The 18,080-nt window shown below is 70.2% G+C and carries 17 protein-coding genes; 9 read left to right on the top strand and 8 right to left on the bottom strand.

Annotation, left to right across the window (positions count from 1 at the left end; all coding sequences use genetic code 11):
• Positions 1-18: 18 nt before the first annotated feature.
• Positions 19-1,431, bottom strand: a complete 1,413-nt coding sequence (locus tag AB0I15_RS57540; protein ID WP_358117079.1) for an alkaline phosphatase PhoX — start codon at positions 1,429-1,431, stop codon at positions 19-21.
• Positions 1,432-1,625: 194 nt separating this feature from the next.
• Between AB0I15_RS57540 and coaA the strand changes: the two genes are divergently transcribed.
• The 6 genes from coaA (at position 1,626) to AB0I15_RS57510 (ending at position 7,053) form a co-directional block, all read left to right on the top strand.
• Positions 1,626-2,528, top strand: coding sequence for a type I pantothenate kinase (coaA, locus tag AB0I15_RS57535; RefSeq protein WP_358117125.1), 903 nt, complete (start codon positions 1,626-1,628; stop codon positions 2,526-2,528).
• Positions 2,529-2,697: 169 nt separating this feature from the next.
• Complete coding sequence (locus AB0I15_RS57530; protein WP_358117076.1) at positions 2,698-3,624, top strand: DUF389 domain-containing protein; 927 nt, start codon at positions 2,698-2,700, stop codon at positions 3,622-3,624.
• Positions 3,625-3,664: 40 nt separating this feature from the next.
• Positions 3,665-4,573 carry an ABC transporter ATP-binding protein gene (locus AB0I15_RS57525; protein ID WP_358117074.1) on the top strand — a complete coding sequence of 303 codons (909 nt, stop codon included), beginning with the start codon at positions 3,665-3,667 and terminating at the stop codon, positions 4,571-4,573.
• Positions 4,566-5,426, top strand: coding sequence for an ABC transporter permease subunit (locus AB0I15_RS57520; RefSeq protein WP_358117072.1), 861 nt, complete (start codon positions 4,566-4,568; stop codon positions 5,424-5,426). The genes AB0I15_RS57525 and AB0I15_RS57520 overlap by 8 nt, the downstream gene beginning before the upstream one ends.
• Positions 5,423-6,337: an ABC transporter ATP-binding protein gene (locus tag AB0I15_RS57515; RefSeq protein WP_358117070.1), complete on the top strand. Its 915-nt coding sequence runs from the start codon at positions 5,423-5,425 to the stop codon at positions 6,335-6,337. Before AB0I15_RS57520 ends, AB0I15_RS57515 begins: the two co-directional genes overlap by 4 nt.
• Positions 6,337-7,053: an ABC transporter permease subunit gene (locus tag AB0I15_RS57510; RefSeq protein WP_358117067.1), complete on the top strand. Its 717-nt coding sequence runs from the start codon at positions 6,337-6,339 to the stop codon at positions 7,051-7,053. Before AB0I15_RS57515 ends, AB0I15_RS57510 begins: the two co-directional genes overlap by 1 nt.
• Positions 7,054-7,224: 171 nt before the next feature.
• Here AB0I15_RS57510 and glmM read toward each other — a convergent pair whose 3' ends face one another.
• From glmM to rplM, 3 genes are read right to left on the bottom strand one after another with little or no spacing between them, the layout of a single operon-like run.
• Entirely contained in the window at positions 7,225-8,571 is a 1,347-nt protein-coding gene (gene glmM, locus AB0I15_RS57505) for a phosphoglucosamine mutase (protein WP_358117064.1), read from the bottom strand.
• Position 8,572: 1 nt separating this feature from the next.
• Positions 8,573-9,097: a 30S ribosomal protein S9 gene (gene rpsI, locus AB0I15_RS57500; RefSeq protein ID WP_358117062.1), complete on the bottom strand. Its 525-nt coding sequence runs from the start codon at positions 9,095-9,097 to the stop codon at positions 8,573-8,575.
• Positions 9,098-9,123: 26 nt separating this feature from the next.
• The gene (gene rplM, locus AB0I15_RS57495) at positions 9,124-9,567 is read right to left on the bottom strand and encodes a 50S ribosomal protein L13 (protein WP_358117060.1); all 444 of its coding nucleotides are present in this window, start codon (positions 9,565-9,567) and stop codon (positions 9,124-9,126) included.
• Positions 9,568-9,937: 370 nt separating this feature from the next.
• Between rplM and AB0I15_RS57490 the strand changes: the two genes are divergently transcribed.
• From AB0I15_RS57490 to AB0I15_RS57480, 3 genes are all read left to right on the top strand, one after another.
• Positions 9,938-10,645, top strand: a complete 708-nt coding sequence (locus AB0I15_RS57490; RefSeq protein ID WP_358117058.1) for a CAP domain-containing protein — start codon at positions 9,938-9,940, stop codon at positions 10,643-10,645.
• A gap of 699 nt (positions 10,646-11,344) precedes the next feature.
• Positions 11,345-12,013 (top strand): hypothetical protein, encoded by a 669-nt coding sequence (locus AB0I15_RS57485; RefSeq protein WP_358117055.1) that lies wholly within the window; start codon positions 11,345-11,347, stop codon positions 12,011-12,013.
• Positions 12,014-12,113: 100 nt separating this feature from the next.
• The gene (locus AB0I15_RS57480; protein WP_358117052.1) at positions 12,114-14,711 is read left to right on the top strand and encodes a hypothetical protein; all 2,598 of its coding nucleotides are present in this window, start codon (positions 12,114-12,116) and stop codon (positions 14,709-14,711) included.
• Here AB0I15_RS57480 and truA read toward each other — a convergent pair.
• The 4 genes from truA to rpsD all read right to left on the bottom strand — a co-directional run bounded on the left by truA (position 14,676) and on the right by rpsD (position 18,072).
• Positions 14,676-15,563, bottom strand: a complete 888-nt coding sequence (gene truA / locus AB0I15_RS57475; RefSeq protein WP_358117050.1) for a tRNA pseudouridine(38-40) synthase TruA — start codon at positions 15,561-15,563, stop codon at positions 14,676-14,678. The two genes, AB0I15_RS57480 and truA, sit on opposite strands and share 36 nt — an antisense overlap.
• An 87-nt stretch (positions 15,564-15,650) precedes the next feature.
• A complete protein-coding gene (gene rplQ / locus AB0I15_RS57470) occupies positions 15,651-16,229 on the bottom strand; it encodes a 50S ribosomal protein L17 (protein ID WP_358117046.1) in 579 nt (192 codons plus the stop codon).
• A gap of 93 nt (positions 16,230-16,322) precedes the next feature.
• Positions 16,323-17,339: a DNA-directed RNA polymerase subunit alpha gene (locus tag AB0I15_RS57465; RefSeq protein ID WP_103960866.1), complete on the bottom strand. Its 1,017-nt coding sequence runs from the start codon at positions 17,337-17,339 to the stop codon at positions 16,323-16,325.
• 106 nt (positions 17,340-17,445) lie between these two features.
• Positions 17,446-18,072, bottom strand: coding sequence for a 30S ribosomal protein S4 (gene rpsD / locus AB0I15_RS57460; protein ID WP_358117043.1), 627 nt, complete (start codon positions 18,070-18,072; stop codon positions 17,446-17,448).
• Positions 18,073-18,080: the final 8 nt, after the last annotated feature.

Genomic DNA, 18,080 nt, shown 5'->3' with positions numbered 1-18,080 from the left:
AGCCTACTCATCGCGGGCTCAGAAGGGCCCGCGCTCCCACGGCCCCCAGATGGCGATGGACATGCCCTGCTTGGCCTGGACGTTGACGTAGAGGGTGTGGCCGCCCGGTCCGAACGTCGAGCCCGCGAACTCGGCCCCCGTGTCACCCGGGATGGCCTCCAGGCGGCTGAAGTCGAAGATCTCGCCCGCCTTGGTGACGCCGCGCAGGTAGTTGTCGCCCTCGCCGTCCTCGCACAGCACGAGGGTGCCGCGCCTGCTGGCCGTCACGTTGTCGGGCAGGTCGAGCACGGCCGCTCGGGGCGACTCGTAGACGAGCTTGAGCCGCCCGCTCCACGTCTCGTACGCCCACACCTGCCCCCGCCCCTTGCCGAACCCGTCCGGCGCCGTGTCGCCCGGCGCGGTGGCCCCGCCCTGGGTGGAGACGAAGTAGATCGTGCCCTGGTGGTGCACGGCCCCTTCAAGGCGGGAGAACAGGGCCGCGCCCGCCTCCCTGCCCTGCCGGCCCACCATCTGGACGGCCTCGTCGTTGGACGGCCGGCCCTTGAGGTCGGGGTCGGGGTCGTCGATGTCGACCCATGTGGTCGCGTACGCGGCGCCGCGCGCCTGCCCGACGGAGAGGTCCTTGCGCTTGGCCCCCTTGACGGCGAGCATCTGCAGCCGGCCGCCGTCGAGCAGCCGCCCGGCCAGCACCGGGTGCTTCGGCGGCAGGTAGCGGTAGAAGCCGGACGGGAAGGCGAAGTTGTCCTCGGTCAGGTAGATCGCGCCCGACGAGGGGTCGAAGGCCGCCGACTCGTGCGGGAAGCGGCCGGCCGACCTGATCGGCCTGGCGGTGGCGGCGCGGCCGACCGGCACCTCGAAGATGTAGCCGTGCTTCTCGGTGAGCTTGGCGTTGTCGCCGCCGGAGAAGTCGTCGGCCACGTCGGGGCCGTTGACCGTCTCCTCGCAGCTCAGCCAGGCCCGCCAGACCATGGGGCCGCCGGAGCAGTTCATCATTGTGCCGTTGAGGGAGGGCGCGCTCTTGATCACCTCTCCGTAGCGGGTGACCTGCAGCGTCGAGGTGCCGCCTCCGGCCATCGGGTCGTAGGCCCGGCTCTTGTCGCCGAACGCGCCCACGGGTCCGTTGACCTCGTGGTTGCGGATCAGTACGGCGCTGCCCTTGGGGCCGGAGAAGGCGGCCATGCCGTCGTGCCGGCCGGGCACGGTGGACCCGTCGCTGAACTTGTCGCCGGCCACGCTGAACGAGCGATATTTGAACCCCTCGGGCAGGTGCAGCCGCACCTTCCCGTCACGCAGATCGCGTACGGGCCGCAGCGGCCCGTAGCCCCGCACGGGCTTGACGCCGCCCTGCGCTCCCGCGCACGCGACCCCCGCGAAGGGGCCCGCGATGCCCGCGGCGGCGACCACGTTGGAGATGAAGCGACGACGGTCCACGGAACCTCCCGGTCCGAAACAGTAGCCGCCGGAAAACGCCCACATGCTTGATTCGCCAAGACCCATCTCCCTTCCCCGAACTGAGTCTCGGTAATCCCACGTCTTTATCCACAGGCTGTGGATCCACAGGACGCGCCCCGGCCATGATCCGGTTTGTCGCACATCGCTACGCTGCCTAGGTGAATAACGGCTACGTGGAACTGAGCAGGGAGCAGTGGAGCGAGCTCCGCAAGAACACGCCCTTGACTCTCACCGCAGACGAGCTGGAAGAGCTGCGCGGCGTCGACGACCCCATCGACCTGACCGAAGTCACCGACATCTACCTCCCTCTGACCCGGCTGCTCAACCTGCACTTCACCGGATCCAAGCAGCGCAGCAGCGTGCTCAGCGCGTTCCTCGGCCACGCCGAGCGGCGCGTCCCCTACATCCTGGGCATCGCGGGCAGCGTCGCCGTCGGCAAGTCGACGACGGCGCGGCTCCTGCACACCCTCCTCGCCCGCTGGCCCGAGCATCCCCACGTGGAGCTGATCACCACCGACAGCTTCCTCTACCCCAACGCGGTGCTCGAGGCCAAGAAGATCATGCATCGCAAGGGCTTCCCGGAGAGCTATGACCGGCGCGGGCTGGTCAGGTTCGTGGCGGAGGTGAAGGCGGGCGCGGCGGAGGCACGCGCGCCGATCTACAGCCACCTCGAGTACGACATCGTCCCCGGCGCCCACCAGATCGTCAAAAATCCAGATATCTTGATCATCGAGGGCCTCAACGTCCTCCAGCCTGCCCCGCCCACGTCCCTCGCGGTCAACGACTACTTCGACTTCTCCATCTACGTGGACGCCAAGGTCGAGGACATCCGCTCCTGGTACGTCGACCGCTTCCACAAGCTCCGCCGCACCGCCTTCGAAGACCCGAAGTCGTATTTCCGGCACATCGCGGCGATGTCCTACGACGAGGCCACAGACTTCGCCGTCAACGTCTGGCGCGACATCAACGAGCGCAACCTGGTCGAGAACATCGCCCCCACCAGGGGCCGGGCCGACCTCGTCCTCAAGAAGGGCGTCGACCACTCGGTACGAAAGGTACGGCTCCGCCAGACCTGAACGCCTCCTCGAACAGATAGAGCGCGAACCTGCCCCCGCACTCCTGGTCGTCGATCCCGGCGAACCAGCACTCCTCACCATCCTCATGACACCTGAACCGGATCATGCGAGGAAGCTTCGCGTATCGGGGTCAATACCTCGTCAACGTCCGATCGACAACAATGGCAGCGTGCTACATCTGCGACTGATCTGCCCGGCCGCGCGCACCGCCGAGGCGCTGACGGTGTTGGAAGACTGTCCCGGCGTCACCAACATCGTCGTCCTGCCCGGCGCCGCGCGCGTGCCCGAAGGCGACCTGATCTTCTGCGATGCGGCGCGCGAGTCGGCCAACGAGGTGCTCGGCAAGCTCAAGTGGCTGGAGGAGACGGGCTCCATCGCCGTCGAGCACGTCGACCTCTCGCTGTCCAGGGTCGCGGACGACGCCGTGGAGGAGGCGCCGGGCGACCCCGACGACGCGGTGGTGTGGGAGGCGCTGGAGCAGCGGGTCGAGGCCGACACCCGCCTGACGTGGGCCTACCTGTCGTTCCTGGCCGTCGCCACCCAGCTCTCGGGCATCGCCGTGGTGCAGAACTCCCCGCTCCTGATGATCGGCGCGATGGTGCTCGGCCCCGAGTTCGGGCCGGTGGCGGCCATCTGCTTCGGCCTGCTGCGCCGCCGCTGGCACCTGATCACCACGGCACTCAAGACGCTGGTCAGCGGGTTCACGGTGGCGATCGCGGTCACGTTCGCCTGCGCGCTGGTCTCGTACTGGATGGGCTGGTTCGACGCGAGCAACCTCGGCCGGCACGACGATCTGCAGTTCATCGTCAAGCCCGACCGCTGGTCGTTCATCGTGGCGCTGCTGGCGGGCGCGGCCGGAGTGCTGTCGATCACGGCGGGCAAGTCCTCGGCCCTGATCGGCGTCTTCATCTCGGTCACCACCGTGCCCGCCGCCGGCTACGCGGCCGTCGCGCTCGCGCTCGGCGCCTGGGACGAGGTCGCGGCGTCGGTCTCCCAGCTCGGGCTCAACATCGCGGGGATGGTCATCGCGGGCACGCTCACCCTTCTGGTCCAGCGGAAATTCTGGCCTCAAGTAGGACGCCGCTCATCCGTTTGACCGAGGCCATGGCCCCGGTGCGACAGGTAGGGTCCGGCACATGCACATCCTCGCCACCGAGGGCCTGACCAAACGCTTCCCCACCGTCACCGCGATCGACGCGCTCACGGTCACCGTGGGGCCGGGCGTCACCGGTCTGGTCGGCGCGAACGGCGCGGGAAAGTCGACGCTGATCAAGATCCTGCTCGGCCTGCTGCCACCCAGCGGCGGCGCCGCCCAGGTGCTCGGCCTGGACATCGCGGCGCAGGGCGCCGAGATCCGCAGGCTCGTCGGCTACATGCCCGAGCACGAATGCCTTCCACCCGACGTCTCCGCCACCGAGTTAGTCGTCCACTTCGCGCGCATGTCCGGCCTGCCGCGTGTCGCCGCCCGCGAGCGCGCCGCCGACGTGCTGCGCCACGTGGGGCTGGCGGAAGAGCGCTACCGCGCGATCGGCGGCTACTCCACCGGCATGAAGCAACGCGTCAAGCTGGCCCAGGCCCTGGTCCACGACCCCAAGCTGATCTTCCTCGACGAGCCGACCAACGGCCTCGACCCGCGCGGCCGCGACGAGATGCTGACGCTGATCAAGCGCATCGGCGCCGAGTTCGGCATCAGCGTGCTCGTCACCTCCCACCTGCTGGGCGAGCTGGAACGCGTCTGCGACCACGTGATCGTCATCGACGCCGGCCGGCTGCTGCGCTCGTCCGCGATCGGCGAGTACACGCAGGGCACGCAGAGCGTGACGGTCGAGGTCGACGAGGGCCTCGACGACCTGGCCGCCCGGCTCGCCGCCGCCGGCCAGACCGCCTCGCGGCAGGGCCGCATGCTGGTGGTCAAGGTGGCGGGCCCCGAGACGTACGACCTGATCCGCGACACCGCCGTCGACCTCGACCTCTGCCTGATCCGCCTCGAAGAGGGACGTCACCGCATCGAGGACGTCTTCAGGGAGGAGATCACCCATGTCTGAGATCTACGACATCGGCTACCGCCACTACGACGGCCCCCGGCTCGGCCGCGGCTACTCCACCAGGGCGCTGGCCGTCCACACGCTGCGCGGCGTCTTCGGCCTCGGCCGCCCCGCCCGCGGCAAGATCGTGCCGTTCTCCCTGGCCGCCATCATGCTCGTGCCCGCGGTCGTGAACATCGCGGCCCTGGTCGCCATCCAGCGGCAGGGCATCCCCTACAGCGGCCTGGCCGTGGTCATGCAGGCCGTGGTGGCGATCTTCCTGGCCGCGCAGGCGCCCACGGTGGTCGCTCCCGACCTGCGCCACCGCACGCTGTCCCTCTACCTGTCACGGCCGGTCTCGGTCGCCGAGTACGTCGCCGCCAAGGTCGCGGCGATGACCGTCGCCCTCTACGCGCTGATCGCGGTGCCGCTCACCGTCTCCTACGTGGGCGAGCTGATCATCGACCTGCCCGGCCCTCCGGCGACCGGCGACTACGTGGCCGCCATGGTCACGACCCTGATGCTGGCGCTGCTGCTGTCGTCCTTCGGGCTGGCGCTGGCCTCGCTCACGCCGCGGCGCGGGCTCGGCGTGGCCTCGGTGATCACCGTCTACCTGCTGTCGTCCGCCTCGGTGCCGCTGATCTACGCCACGCTGTCCATGTCGGGCAACGAGGCCGCCGCCGCGTGGGCGTGGCTGGCGAACCCGTTCTGGCTGACGGACTCCGTACAGTCCTGGTTGTTCGGCACCCCGCCGCACTCCATCGAGAGCAGCGCCTACCCCAGCGGGCCGGCCTCCGCGCTGCTCCTGGTGCTGCTGATCGCCGCCGGCCTGGCCGCCCTCGCGCTGCGATACAGGAAGGCGGCCTCCCAGTGAAGATCGAGCTCTCACAGGTGTCGCGCTGGTACGGCAACGTGGTCGCCGTCAACGACGTGACGATGACGATCGGCCCCGGCGTCACCGGCCTGCTCGGCCCCAACGGTGCGGGCAAGTCGACGCTCCTGCACATGATGGCCGGCTTCCTGGCCCCGTCGGGCGGCACGGTCGACCTGGACGGCACCAAGGTGTGGAAAAACCACCACATCTACCGAAATATTGGCTTGGTTCCGGAGCGGGAGGGCGTCTACGGCTTCCTGACCGGCTGGCAGTTCGTCCTGTCGGCCGCCCGCCTGCACGGCCTGCCCGACCCGGTGCAGGCCGCCCGCAAGGCCCTGGCCACGGTGGAGATGGAGGAGCCGAAGGACCGCCGGGTCGAGACCTACTCCAAGGGCATGCGCCAGCGCGTCAAGGTGGCCGCGGCCCTGGTGCACGACCCGCCCGTGCTGCTGCTCGACGAGCCGTTCAACGGCATGGATCCGCGCCAGCGCCTGCACCTCATGGACCTCATCCAGGAAATGGGCACGGCGGGCAAGACGATCCTGTTCAGCTCCCACATCCTGGAGGAGGTCGAGCGGGTCGCCCAGCACATCGAGGTCCTCGTGGCGGGGCGGCACGCGGCCTCCGGCAACTTCCGCGAGATCCGGCGGCTGATGACCGACCGGCCGCACCTGTTCATGATCCGCTCCAGCGACGACAGGAGACTGGCCGCCGCCCTCGTCCGCGACGCCTCGACCGGCGGCCTCACGTTGCGCCCCGACGGGCTGGAGGTCCAGGCCACGGAGTTCAGCCGCTTCGCCCGGCTGCTCCCCCGGGTCGCCCAGGCCGAGGGCGTACGCCTGCTCCAGGTCTCCCCCGCGGACGAGGACCTGGAGAGCGTCTTCTCCTACCTGATCAACAGGAGCAGCTGATGAACCCCGTCGTCGCCGGCATCACCTACCGCGCCCTGCTGGGCCGCCGCCGCATCGCCCTGCTCCTGCTGCTTCCACTCGCGCTGATCGGCCTGGCCGTGCTGCTGCGCGTCTTCGGCGCCGCCGACCAGGCCACGACCGTCGAACTGATGAAGACCTTCGCGATCGGCACCATGCTCCCGCTGCTGGGCGTGATCGCGGGCACGGGCGTCATCGCCCCGGAGATCGACGACGGCACGATCATCCACCTGATGTCCAAGCCGATCTCCCGCCCGGTCATCGCCCAGACGAAGTTCCTGGTGGCGGCCTCGCTGCTGGCCGTGTTCGCGGCCGTACCGACCTACGCGGCGGCCTGGCTGCTGGTCGGCAACGAGGACGGCATCGCCGCCGGCTTCGCCGTGGGCGCCCTGGTGGCCGGCATCGCCTACGCCGCCGTCTTCCTGCTGCTCGGCGTCGTCACCCGCCACGCGGTCACGATCGGCGTCATCTACGCGCTGGTGTGGGAGAGCCTCGTGGGCAACGTCATCGTGGGGGCCCGCAAATACTCGATCCAGCAGTGGGGCCAGTCGATCGCCGACCAGATCTCCGGCTCGGCGTTCTTCCAGGCGGACGTGGGGCTCGGCTTCGCCGTACCGGCCCTGATCGTCGTCGCGGTGGGCGCGGTCCTGTGGGCCGGCCAGCGGCTGCGCTCGTTCTCCCTGACCGGCGACGAGTAGACCCCGGCTCTCCGGCGGAGGGCGAACACGAAACGCGGCCCGCAGGATCCATCCCGCGGGCCGCGTTCGCGATATTCGGACGCGAGGCCCTGCGCGCCGCTCAGCCGTTGGCGCCGTTCAGGCGCGAGGCCATGCGCGCCGTGGTAGCAACCGTGCGGCCGTTAGCGCCGTTCAGATGCAGGCCGTGCGCACCACGTCGGCCAGTCGCCCCGCCACCTGCGTGGCGTGCTCCTCCGACGCGGCCTCGACCATGACCCGGATCATGGGCTCCGTGCCGCTCGGCCTGATCAGGACCCGGCCCGTCTCCCCCAGCTCCGCCTCCGCCGCCGCGACCGCGGCGACGAGTTCGGGCACCGAGGCCTTGCCCTTGTCCACGTCCTTGACGTTGATCAGGATCTGCGGCAGCGGCGTCATCACCGAGGCCAGCTCCTTCAGTGTCACGCCGGACTTGGCCACCACACCCAGCAGGTGCAGCGAGGTGAGCAGGCCGTCGCCCGTGGTGGCGTGGTCGAGCATGATGACATGCCCCGACTGCTCGCCGCCCAGGTTGAAGCCCTCGGACTTCATCCGCTCCAGCACGTAGCGGTCGCCCACCGCGGTCTCCACCACGGTGATGCCCGCGTCGCGCATGGCCAGCTTGAAGCCCAGGTTGGACATCACGGTCGCGACCACGGTGTCCTTGGACAGCAGCCCCTCGCCGTGCATGGCGGCGGCCAGGATGGCCATGATGTGGTCACCGTCGATGATCGCGCCCGTGTGGTCGACGGCCAGGCAGCGGTCGGCGTCGCCGTCGTAGGCCACGCCCAGGTCCGCCCCGCGCGAGATGACCACCTGCTGGAGCTTGTCCAGGTGGGTCGAGCCGTGGCCGGCGTTGATGTTCAGGCCGTCGGGCCTGGCGCCGATGGACTCGACCCTGGCCCCCGCACGCACCAGCGCCTCGGGCGCCACCATGTGGGCGGCCCCGTGGGCGCAGTCGACCACGATGCTGAGGCCGTCGAGGGCCCCGTTCAGCGAGGTCAGCACGTGTGAGATGTAACGGTCGGCCTCCCCGTACGCGTCGCGCACGCGGCCCACGCCCGAGCCGACGGGAAAGCTCCACTCCTCGCCCAGCCGCCGCTCGATCTCGTCCTCGACCACGTCGGACAGCTTGAAGCCGCCGCGGGCCAGGAACTTGATGCCGTTGTCCGGGGCCGGGTTGTGCGAGGCCGACAGCATGACGCCGAGGTCGGCGCCGAGCGCGGCCGTGAGGTGGGCGACGGCCGGGGTGGGCAGCACGCCGAGGCGCAGCACATCCACTCCAGACGCCGCGAGGCCGGCGACCACAGCGGCCTCGAGAAATTCTCCCGAGGCACGCGGGTCCCGGCCTACGACCGCTACCGGACGGCGTCCGGTAGCGGCGAACGCGCCTGCATCGCCGAGGACATGCGCGGCCGCCACGGACAGATCCATGGCGAGCTCCGCCGTGAGGTCGCGACCCGCGACCCCACGCACCCCGTCGGTGCCGAAAAGGCGCGCCAATTTAGCGCTTGCTGTACTGCGGAGCCTTGCGGGCCTTCTTGAGGCCGTACTTCTTCCGCTCCGTGGCGCGGGCGTCACGGGTCAGGAAGCCGGCCTTCTTCAGCGGCGGCCGGTTGACCTCGACGTCCAGGACCGCCAGGGCGCGGGACAGACCCATGCGCAGCGCGCCGGCCTGGCCGGTCACGCCGCCACCGTCGATGCGCGCGATGACGTCGAACGCCTCTTCGGCGCCGAGCACCACGAAGGGCTCGTTGACGATCTGCTGGTGGACCTTGTTCGGGAAATAGGTGTCCAGCGAACGACCGTTGATCGTCCACTTGCCAGTGCCGGGGACGATGCGCACGCGGGCGATCGCCTCCTTACGGCGGCCGGTGCCGTACGAGTTGCCCGTCGTAACGGGCTTGCGCACGGGAGCGTCAGCGCTGGCGGCGGACTCGGTGGTGTACTCGGACGGGAAGTCCTCGCTGGGGAATTCCTCCAGCTCGGCCGTCTCTACGACCGTCTCGACACCGGTGGGCTCAGCCACGGTTCTCCTCTAACTCTTTCGAACTACTACTGGGCGATCTGGGTGATCTGGAACGGCACCGGCTGCTGGGCCTGGTGCGGGTGCTCAGAACCCGCGTAGACCTTCAGCTTCTTGGCCATCTTCCGGCCGAGGGAGTTCTTCGGCAGCATGCCCTTGACGGCCTTCTCGACAGCCTTGTCCGGGCGCTTCTCCATGAGCTCGCCGTACGTGACGGAACGCAGACCACCCGGGTAGCCCGAGTGGCGGTACGCCTTCTTCTGCTCACGCTTGTTGCCGCTCAGCGCGATCTTGTCCGCGTTGATGACGATGACGAAGTCACCGGTGTCGACGTGGTTGGCGAAGATCGGCTTGTGCTTGCCGCGGAGCAGGGTCGCGACGTGGCTGGCCAGCCGGCCCAGCACGACATCGGTCGCGTCGATGACGTACCACTGACGCTGGACGTCGGCGGGCTTCGGTGAGTACGTGCGCACGGTCGTAGCCTTCTTTATGCTCGCGTCTTCGGCGCTGTCGGATGCGACAGCTACATTGGTCGGTCGGTGCGGGCACACGACGGCCCGGACCTTCCGTCTCCGCAAAAATGGGAGATGACGCCGGACGCGCCGCGCATTGGTCTCGCTGGACCTATGCACACAACGAACCTAAGCTACCCGCCCTGAGGCGCGCAGGTCAAAAGACCGGTAACCCTGCAGGAGTCTACCCGACCGCAGAACGGTTCGATTTCGTTTCCCTGGGACCTCTTCTTTCTCAGGACCAGACATCCCTATCGTTGGTGGCGGTATGTGGCAGAACTCTCACACCCGGCAAACCCAGCGCGGCCTTCGGCGCCGGAGTCACCTGGGCGTGCTGACCTGCCTCATGGCGGCCGTGCTCTTCGCCGGCGTGCTGATCGGCCGGATGACCGACGACGTCGAGCCCTCCCGCCACGTTTACCTGAACGAGACCGCCCCGCCCGCGGCCGCCACCGCCGCCCCCGCGCCGACCACGGCGAAGAAGGCGCAGCCCCAGGCCGAGCGGATCCCCAGGGAGATCACGACCAGGCGGCTACCGAGCGGCGCGGCCACCCCCAGGCCGTCCAAGACGCCCGAGGGCCAGATCCCCGGCTTCAACACCCAGGACGGCCGCAAGGTGGTGCTCGGCGACGAGAGCGCCGACGACGGGGAGCAGGTGCTGGCCGGCCTGGCGAGCAGGGTCGTCTCGCTGACGAACTCGGCCAGGTCGAGGAACGGGTGCGGGCCGCTCAGGGTGGACGGCGGTCTCACGCGCTCGGCTCGTACGCACTCGCTGGAGATGGCCCGTACGGGACAACTCGGGCATGTCTCGCCCGACGGCTCGTCCCCGTGGGAGCGCATGGAGCGGGCCGGATACCGCTTCGGCGCCGCCGAGAACATCGGGGCCGGTTACAGCACCGCCGACGAGGCCGTACGCGGCTGGATGGACAGCCGTGACCACCGCAGGAACATCCTGAACTGCCGGCTGAAGGCCATCGGCGTCGGCGTCGCCTCCGGCCCCGGCGGTCCATGGTGGACCCAGGACTTCGGAACTCAATGACGAACATCACGGTAATGTCGCCGCATGGTTTCCAACGGCCATGACGAACGTGAAAACGACAAGGGCGGCTCCTCCTTCGGTACGGGAGGCGCTCCCTACGGCATGGGAGGCGGCGGCTCGAGGGAGCCTGGCAGCGCTTTCCGCCCCGCGGGGCCCCCACCTGCGGGCGGCGCACCGACCAGCGGCTCACTCTTCGGCGGCGGCCCGGCCGGCGGTCAAGGCGGCCCCGGCGGTCCCGGAGGCGGCTTCGGCGGCGGTCCCGGCGGAGGCCAAGGGGGCCCTGGCGGCCCTGGCGTCCCTGGCGGCGGCTTCGGTGGCCCAGGCGGTTCCGGAGGCCCTGGAGGGCCCGGTGGTCCTGGTGGTCCCGGTGGCGGCTTCGGCGGGCCTGGCGGCAACTTCGGCCCCGAGAAGGGAAAGGGATCCGGCGGGAGACGCGGCCGCCCACCCGTAGGCGGACCTGACGGCCCCGGCGGACCAGCCGGCGGGCCCGCTGGAGGCCCTCCCGAGGACGAGCCCCCCGCAGGCCGCAAGTCCCGCCGCGGACGCAAGAACCGCGGCGCCGACGACGACACCGAGCAGACGGCGGCCCAGAAGGCGGAGCCCCAGAAGACCGCGCCCCAGAGCAAGGTCGGCTGGAGCCCCTACGACGAGGGTCCCCGCTCGCGCGCCCCGCTGTGGGCCGGCCTCAGCGGCATCCTGGTGCTGGGTCTGCTCGGCGGCGGCCTCGCGGTGATGTTCAACGCCGACCCGCCCTCCTCCGCCGAGACCACCACCCAGCGCCAGACCTCGGCCCCGACTCCGGTGATCCCGCCCGGCAAGTTCGGCTTCGCCACCAACCGCAGCACGGACCCCGACCCGATCACGGTCAAGGAGCTCTTCGGCTCGAAGAAGAAGTTCACGATCTCGGGCCGCTCGTACGAGATGACGGTCACCAGCAAGGACAAGAAGTGCGACGACGGCGCACTCGGCGACAGCCTGAAGAAGGCGCTCAAGTCCGCCAAGTGCACCCAGTTCGTCCGCGCCAGCTTCCGCGACAAGGCCGGCAAGGTCATCGGCACGGTCGGCGTGGCCAACCTCAGCACCGGCAAGAACGCGAGCAAGGTCGCCAAGTCCGGCGACACCAAGAACTACGTCAAGCCGCTGGCCGGCAAGGACACCGTCACCAAGCTCCTCGGCTCGGGCAGCGGGGGCGCGAAGATCTCCACGTACGGCCACTTCGCGATCCTGATCTGGTTCCAGAACAAGGACGGCACGAAGCCCGACTCGAAGGGCTCGAAGCGGATCAGCGAGGCCATCAACGACATCACCAAGGCCACGGTGTTCAAGGCCCTGGACAACCGGTCGGTCACGGGCAGCCCCCTGAGCTAAAACCGCTTTGAGTGGCGTATGGGGTCAAAGGGACCGCCTGTTGCCTCTGGGAACGCCCATACCGACATAACGATCTCGCTACTCTCGCTAGGCTCCAGCTATGCGTGGCCAGGAACCCGGGTCTGAGCACGATCGCAGGGAAGCCGACCGCTCGGCCGCACCCGCGACGCCACCGCCGAGCTTCGGCCAGACCAACGGGCGAAGCGTCCCACCGGCGTCCACCCCATCCGACGAGGCGGCGGACGCCGAGTCGCTCCCCGTCATTCCCGTCTTCGAGGGATCACCGCCGAACCCGCCCGACTCCGACGAGCCACCCGGCGCCCAGCCGTGGGAGGTCCCGGCCGACGACGCCACCCCCTACGACTGGTTCGACGACCACGCCCACACCGATCCCGGCGGCCCCGGGCAGGTGGGCGGGCACGAGCCTGAGCCCACCCACCCCGGCGCCGACCCGAACCGGATCAGCCGCCTCCTGAACACCGGCCCCACCTCCGTCGCCCATCTCCGCGACCAGGGCCTGAGCCGCCCCCACGACACCGGCCCGCCCCAGCCCGGCCAGACCTGGCCCGGTGGTCTCCACGACACCGGCCCGTCCGAGCCCGACCACACCCGGCCGGGGCGGCTCCACGACACCGGCCCACAGGACCGCGTCCGCGACGCGGCGGCTCACGACACCCACCCCGACCACTTCCGCGGCACCGGCCCGGCGCAGGCCGACCTCACGCGCCCCGGCCACCTCCCGGCCCGCGGCCCCTCGGCCTTCGACCTGCCCCACCCCGGCCGTCCGCATGACGTGGACCCCGACCACACCCTCCCGGGCGGCCTCCACGACACGGGCCCCTCCCAGCCGGGCCCTTTCCACGGCTCCGACCACACCCGCCCAGCCGGCCTCCACGAGACCGGTCCGTCCCGGTCCGACCCTTTCCACGGCTCCGACCAGACCCGTCCGGGCCACCTCTACGGTTCCTGGCCACCGCGGCCGGCAGCGGCCCAGGACGGGCGGCAGACAGGGCCGATACCCGGCGGGCAGGGCGAACAGCCGCCCAGCCGTGACATGCGCCCCTGGGACGCGCCGGAGGACCCCGGCCCCTGGCCGGCCGACCCCGTGGTGCCCGGCGCGCCACCGTGGGAACCGCCACCGGCGTTCACGGCGGCCGCCGCGGGCATGCCCGTATGGCCGGCCCCCATCACCGACCCCCATGCCATGCCCCCCTGGCCGGCCGCCACGGGCGAGCTGGAGGCCGAGCCGGACGCCGACGAGCCGGCCCTCCCTCCGCCGTTCGACCCCAACGCCACCAACCCGGAGGGCTTCACCCGGCCGGTGATCTCCTTCGACCCGGAGACCACACCACCCGAACCGGTCGCCCTCCAAGACCGGACCCCACCGGACGGCACCCCTCTTGCCCTGCCGCCCGACACGAGCCCGACCCGGCCCGGCCTCACACCACCGGCCTCGCCTCTGCCACACTCCCCGGCGAGCGCCACCCCGCCGGCACCCGGCACGCGGTCCGACCAGGCCGCCGCCGACCGGCGCACCACCACCGCCCAGGAGCCCTCGGACCAGCACCCCAAGGGCCCCCTGGCCGCCCCCGTGGCCGCCGAGCACACGGAGACCCAGCCCTTCTCCCACGACGACATCGCCCGCCCGGCCACGGACGACACCCAGACCCCCACCAACCCCGCCCACTACTTCGACCCGAAGGCCGCCAAGCGCGACGCCGCCCACCCGGCCCATGTCTTCGACTCGCACGGCAATCCATCCACCCGCCCCCCGGAGCCAGGCGACGTACCCGTCTGGCCCCCTATCCCCCCGACCGGTGACAAACTGCCTGAGCTGCCGTTCCCCAGGGAGACCTGGGGCCAGAAGCCCACGACCTCACTCGACCTGCCCACTCCCCCCGGCGGGAGCCCGGCATTCCCCCCTGGAGCGTTCAAACAACCTCCGTTCCAAACCCCACCCCCACCTCCGGCCCCCCAGGGCAAGAGCAAGCGGGCGCTGTTCGTCACGCTGGGCGCGCTGGCCCTGGCCGGCGTGGCCACCGGCGGCTTCTTCGCCTTCCAGGCCGTGAGCAAGCCCAAGCCCACCACGGCCGCCGCCCGCCCCTCGGAGCCGGCCCAGGTGCCCACCGTCGAATCCACCGCACTGCCTCCAGAAGCGGCCGGCACGTCGATGCTCAACTCCGAGCAGACCGACCCGCAGAAGCTGTCGCTGTCGGAGGCGTTCCCGAAGAAGAAGGTGAGCGCGGCGGGCACGACGTTCATCAGGGTCAAGGCCGGCATGGAGACGAGCTGCGACAAGGCCGCCACGGGCGCTTTCGCCGAGGCGCTGAAAGAGCAGAAGTGCACTCGCGTCCTGCGGGCCACGTACGTGGACGGCAAGCGCCGTTACGCCGTCACCACGGGCATAGCCGTCCTCCCCGACAAGACCGCGGCCACCACCGCGGACCAGGCCAAGGACCTGGCCCGCAACATCTGGTTCCGCCCGCTCCCCGGCGCCGCCGGCTCGGGTGGCGAGCGGGTGCACATCGCGGGCGGGTACGCCGCCGGCATGGTCTGGGGCCGTTACATCGTCTTCAGCTACGCCACCCACACCGACGGCCACACGCCGGAGGCCAAGGAGAAGACACTACCCAAGGTCAGCGGCGCGTTCAGGGACCAGACGTCACTCGTCCTCGAGCGCCGCGTCACCAAGGGCTGACGCGCCGGAAGCCGTACGCACTCGCCGCGTGGCCGTGGCCCGCGCGGCGAGTTCCGCCTCCGGCGGGTAGCCGACCTCCTCCAGGCACAGCCCGTGCGCGGGCGCCACGTGCACCCCGGAGTCGCGTACGCCCCTGGTCAACACCTGGCCCGGCCACTCCACCGGCCGCCGCCCGTCGCCCGCGGCCAGCAGCGAGCCCACCAGCGCCCGCACCATCGAGTGGCAGAACGCGTCCGCCACGACGGTGGCCACGAGGACGCCGTCGGGCTCGCGTACCCACTCCAGCCGCTGCAGCTCCCTGATCGTCGTGGCCCCTTCGCGCTTCTTGCAGAAGGCGGCGAAGTCGTGCTCGCCGAGCAGCCGCGCCGCGGCCGCGTTGAGCGCGCCGAGGTCGAGCGGCCGGTTGTGCCAGACCACCGCACGACGCCGCAGCGGATCGACGCCACCCGCCGCGTCCCCCACCCGGTACGCGTACCGCCGGAACATCGCCGAGAACCGTGCGTCAAAGCCCTCAGAGGCCACTGAGACCCGATATACCCGTACGTCTAGGGGCAAGACCCCACCGAGCCGTCTCACGAGCGCAGCGAGCCGCTCATCGACGCCCAGGGGCCCCCGGTTCCCGTCGAGCTCGGCCATCGAGCCCTCCGGCACGTCCACGTGGGCCACCTGCCCGCGCGCGTGCACCCCCGCGTCGGTACGCCCGGCCACGGTCAGCATGGCCGGGGCGCCGAGGCGCAGGATCCGGCCGAGCGCCTGCTCGATCTCGCCCTGGACGGTACGCAGGCCGGGCTGCCTGGCCCATCCCGAGAAGTCGGTGCCGTCGTACCCGAGGTCGAGGCGGAGCCGTACCACGATGGTCCTCCCTGAAGATGGCAACGGGCCCGGACCCCCGTCAGGGGGATCCGGGCCCGTTGCGGCAAACCTGAAAGACCTGAAAGATCAGGCCTCGTCCTTCTTCGCCTCGGCCTCGGCGGCCGGAGCCTCCTCGGCGGCGGCCTCAGGAGCCTCGGCCTTGGTGTCCGCAGCCTTGGTGTCCTCGGCCTTGGTGTCCGCAGCCGTCTCCTCGGCCTTCGCCTCCTCGGCCTCGGGGGCCTCGGTCTTCTCGGCGGCCGGCGCCGCGGCGGCGGGAGCCTCGGTGCGGCGGGTGGTGACGCCGTTCAGCGGCTCGGTCACCAGCTCGATGACCGCCATCGGGGCGTTGTCGCCCTTACGCGCACCGATCTTGGTGATGCGGGTGTAGCCACCGGGACGCTCGGCGAAGGTCACCGCGATCTCGGTGAACAGGTGGTGCACCACGCCCTTGTCCCGGACGACGGTCAGGACCTGGCGACGGTTGTGGATGTCGCCCTTCTTCGCCTTGGTGATCAGGCGCTCCGCCAGGGGGCGCAGACGCTTCGCCTTGGTGACGGTCGTACGGATCTTGCCGTGGCGGAACAGATCGGTGGCGAGGTTCGCCAGGATCAGCCGCTCGTGCGCCGCGCTGCCGCCGAGGCGTGCACCCTTGGTGGGCTTGGGCATGTCATCTCTCCTTGGGAGTTCACCCGCCCCGGCCGTACCAGGTACCGGGGTCGGGCCGCCAGGCCCCCGTGACGGGGGCCCGCGCTATCTGGATTAGTACTGCTCGGTCTCGACGTACGCGCTGTCGTCGTCGTCGTAGCCGCCGCCGGCCACCGCGCTCGGGTCGAACCCGGGCGGGGAGTCCTTGAGCGCCAGCGACATCTCGTGCAGCTTCTGCTTGACCTCTTCGATTGACTTGGCGCCGAAATTCCTTATGTCGAGAAGGTCCTGCTCGCTGCGGGCGACGAGCTCACCCACGGTGTGGATGCCCTCGCGCTTGAGGCAGTTGTAGGAGCGAACGGTCAGGTTCAGCTCCTCGATCGGCAGCGCCAGATCGGCGGCCAGGGCCGCGTCGGTCGGCGACGGGCCGATGTCGATGCCCTCGGCCTCGACGTTGAGCTCGCGGGCCAGGCCGAAGAGCTCGACGAGGGTCTTACCGGCGGAGGCCACCGCGTCGCGGGGCTTCATCGCCGGCTTGGTCTCGACGTCGAGGATGAGACGGTCGAAGTCGGTACGCTGCTCGACTCGGGTCGCCTCGACCTTGTAGGTGACCTTGAGGACCGGGGAGTAGATCGAGTCGATCGGAATGCGGCCGATCTCCTGGCCCGGCTGCTTGTTCTGCGCGGCGGAGACGTAGCCGCGACCGCGCTCGACGGTCAGCTCCATCTCCAGCTTCGCCTTGCCGTTGAGCGTGGCGATGCGCAGCTCGGGGTTGTGCACCTCGACACCGGCCGGAGGCGCGATGTCGGCGGCGGTGACCTCACCCGGGCCCTGCTTGCGCAGGTACATCACGACCGGCTCGTCGTGCTCGGAGGAGACGACCAGTTCCTTGAGGTTGAGGATGATGTCGGTGACGTCTTCCTTGACCCCGGGGACGGTCGAGAACTCGTGCAGCACGCCCTCGATGCGAATGCTCGTCACGGCCGCGCCCGGGATGGACGACAGCAGCGTGCGGCGCAGAGAGTTGCCGATGGTGTAGCCGAAACCCGGCTCCAGCGGCTCGATGACGAATCGGGACCGGGTGTCGTCGATCGACTCTTCGAGAAGAGTCGGGCGCTGAGCGATCAGCATGAGTGGGTTCTCCCCTTTTTCGTGTGGCGACCGCTATATGACGCCACTCCGATAAACAGCCTAGTCCGGGCACGGCACGCCGCACCCGGACCGGACGAGTTACTACTTACTTCGAGTAGTACTCGACGATGAGCTGCTCCTGGACCTGGGTGTCGATCTGCTGGCGAACCGGCAGCTGGTGAACCAGGACGCGGAGCTTCTCGGGCACGACGCCGAGCCACGCGGGAACCGTGCGCTCGCCGGCGGTGGCGCGAGCCACCTCGTAGGGCAGCAGGTTGCGCTTGGTCTCGCGGACCTCGATGATGTCGTGCTCGCGAACGCGGTAGGACGGGATGTCGACCTTGTGGCCGTTCACCAGGATGTGGCCGTGGCGCACCTGCTGGCGAGCGGCGTCACGCGACTGGGCGAAGCCGGCGCGGTAGACGACGTTGTCGAGACGGGTCTCCAGGATCTGGAGCAGCACCTCACCCGACTTGCCGCTCTTGCCCGCGGCCTCCTCGTAGTAGTTGCGGAACTGCTTCTCGAGGACGCCGTAGATGCGGCGGGTCTTCTGCTTCTCACGAAGCTGAAGCTGGTACTCGGACTCCTTGGGGCGTCCGCGGCCGTGCTCACCCGGCGGGTAAGGACGGATCTCGATGGGGCACTTGGCGGACTCACACTTGCTGCCCTTGAGGAAGAGCTTGGTCTTCTCGCGACGGCAGAGCTTGCAGTCCGCGCCCGTGTAACGAGCCATTTCTCTCT

This window comes from Nonomuraea sp. NPDC050643, from assembly GCF_040654715.1.
Taxonomy (GTDB): domain Bacteria; phylum Actinomycetota; class Actinomycetes; order Streptosporangiales; family Streptosporangiaceae; genus Nonomuraea.
The sequence above is the reverse complement of the archived record's forward strand: the minus strand, read 5'-3'. Positions and strand labels throughout refer to the sequence as shown.